Origin of the sequence: Luteitalea sp., assembly GCF_044337415.1 — a bacterium.
In the GTDB taxonomy this organism is placed as follows: Bacteria; Acidobacteriota; Vicinamibacteria; order Vicinamibacterales; family Vicinamibacteraceae; genus Luteitalea.
The window spans coordinates 1-2,631 of sequence record NZ_JBIINP010000391.1; the positions used below are offsets into that span (position 1 = coordinate 1).

Here is a 2,631-nt window from a genome sequence, read left to right on the forward strand (position 1 = left end):
TCGGGGAAGACGTCCGGATTGGCCAGCAGGAACTCGAGCGCCGCGTCGTCGCAGGTGATGACAAGGCGAGGCGGGGTGTGTCCGTACTTGGCGAGGAGCACGTCGCGCAGGTGGCCCAGGTACTCCTGGCCCCCGTGGCGCCGCGCGTCGAGGTACTCCTCGCGGAGGTCGGCGTTGACGCCGCCCTCGAGCAGGCGCGTGAACACGCCCTCGGCGACATCGTGCTCCCAGCCCGAGCTCGTGTCGTAGGACTGCAGGAGGACGATGAGCGTGGGAGGGGCGGTGAGGACGTCCTGGGCCGCCGCACGTGCCATTCCTCCCCCTGCAGGCCACAGGAGGCACACGACGACCGCGACGCGGAGGACCAGGCGCATTGGGGAGCAAGCTCGACTGTACATCGTTGGTCGTCGAACGCTATCCCATTTTCGCGTCACGCCTGTGACGAACCACCATTGGTAAGTATCAAGCACTCACACAGAACTGAGGCCATCATGCCACTGACGAGTTCTGCGGCTCCGCCCCGGCGTGCGGCAGCGAAATCTCGAACGTCGTGCCGGCCCCGGGAGAGCTGTCGACCGTCACCACGCCGCCGGCCTGCGTGACGATGGCGTAGACGGTGGCCAGGCCGAGCCCGGTTCCGCGCCCGACGGGCTTGGTGGTGAAGAACGGCTCGAAGATGCGCGTACGGGTGGCTTCGTCCATTCCCGTTCCGGTGTCGGACACCGTCAGCACGGCGTGCCGCGTCTCGCGCGTGGCGTGGTTCGATGTCGCTCCCCCCTCGCGCAGGCCTGGCCGCGAGGCGATGCGCAGGCGCCCGCCGTCGGGCATGGCATCGCGCGCGTTGATGGCCAGGTTGATCACCACCTGCTCGAGTTGCCCCTGCGGGAGCCACACGACGCCGGTGTCGGGGGCGAGATCCAGGTCGAGCGCCACGCGGACGTCGCACACCCGCGTCAGCATCGGCGTGATGTCGCGGATGGCCCGTGCCATGTCGACCTGCACCGGCGCGGCGAACTGGCGACGACCGAACGCGAGGAGGTTCTGCGTGAGCATCGCGGCCTGATCGCTGGCGCGACGGATCTGGTCGAGCGCCTCGTGGTCCGGCGACGAGGGCGGGACGCGCGACAGTAACAGGGCGCAGTAGCCGGTGATCACCGTGAGCAGGTTGTTGAAGTCGTGGGCGACGCCGCCGGCCAGGCGACCGACGGCCTCCATCTTCTGCGCGTGCCGCAGTTGGTCCTCGGCCTCGCGCCGGACGCCCTGCTCGCGGCGCAGGGCCTCGTTGGCGGTGCGGAGCTCCTGCTCGGCCCGTCGACGCCGGCGCACGTTGAGAATCAGCCCACCGATGACGATCGACTGCAGCACCATGAAGGCCGAGGTCGCCCAGAGCAGCCGCTTGTTGGCCGCATAGAAGGTCGTCGGGCGATTGACCACCTCGACGTCCGATGTGAGCGCGCCGACGTCGACGCCATGATGCCCGAGCTCGTTCCAGTCGAGCACGAGCTGCACGGCGGGATCGACCTCCACGGGCACCTGCGCGGGCGAACGGCCCGCGAGCAGTGCCTGCGCCTTCCGTCCCATGAACCGACCGTGCGACAGGCCGCTGTTGTTGGCGATGCCGAGCAGGCCGGGGCGGAGGCGGCCCATGCCCAGCCCGATCACCGGCGCCTGCGTGGCGGCGACGATGGCGCGGGTGGTGGCCTCACTGAGGAAGGTGGCCCCGGAGCGGTCCTCGCTGAAGTTGCTGGTCAGCACGAGATCCTCGGGCCGTGAGTCACGGGCCAGCGCCTCGAGCACCTCGCGGAGCGTGAGCTGGCTGCCGGCCAGCGACACGAACTGCACGCGCGTACGCACCTGCACGGCCGCGAAGTAGCGCCGCCAGCTCTCACCGGCCGGCTTGGCGTCGGTGACGATGTAGATGCGACGCATCGCCGGGCGCAGCCGCTCGACGAGCGCCACGACGCGTTCGAGGTGAAACCACTCGGTGACGCCGGTGAACCGGTCGCGCGGCAGGCTCGCGATCAGCTCGGGATCGTCGACGCCGCCGAACACCACGGGCGCGCCCCCGAAGAGCGCCGGGTTGTCGCGCACGAAGCGGGTGGCGATGTTGTCGGATGTGATCACCAGGGCCGGCCGCAGGGAGGCGTACTTCCCTTCGAGCAACTGCTTGACGCGAGCCAGATGGTCCGGCTGCGTGTTGCGTCGCCCGTCGAGGAACTCCTCGCGGATGTCGACACGCGAGTCCTCGTAGCCGAGCTGGTCGCGCAGGCCCTGCGAGATCTGTCGCGTCCAGTCGTACGAGCTGTCGTACGAGTGCAGCACGACGATCAGCGGCACCGCGGGCGCCCGCTCGGGCACGGTGGCGACTGGCGCCTGCGCGGTCACGGCTGAGGGCCGGGCGACCAGTGCCACGACGTGGAGGGCGAGGAGCGCCGCGCGGACGGCACGGCGCCATCGACACACGCGCGTCTGGCGGAGGGGCGACACCATGGGACAGGCAGGATTGTGCACCAGGCCGACCGCTGATGGTGTGGGCCCGGGACGGGACGCCCACACGTCAGTCCCTCGGAACCTTGCGCCGCGTCGCAAGCGGGTGTCCGGAGGCTGGTGCATGGTCGTCGAGCCCCGTGC

1 protein-coding gene and 1 pseudogene are annotated in these 2,631 nt (G+C 70.1%); both read right to left on the reverse strand.

Annotated features, from left to right (window positions below; all coding sequences use genetic code 11):
* Nucleotides 1-314, reverse strand: a pseudogene (locus ACIRDX_RS22735) (hypothetical protein); the annotation flags it as partial.
* 175 nt (nt 315-489) lie between these two features.
* Nucleotides 490-2,490, reverse strand: coding sequence for an ATP-binding protein (locus ACIRDX_RS22740; protein WP_396627695.1), 2,001 nt, complete (start codon nt 2,488-2,490; stop codon nt 490-492).
* Nucleotides 2,491-2,631 lie beyond the last annotated feature (141 nt).

What these genes read in the sequence shown, in the direction of transcription:
- ACIRDX_RS22740 (WP_396627695.1), bottom strand. Translation starts at nt 2,490, where the DNA reads ATGGTGTCGCCCCTCCGCCAGACGCGCGTGTGTCGATGGCGCCGTGCC.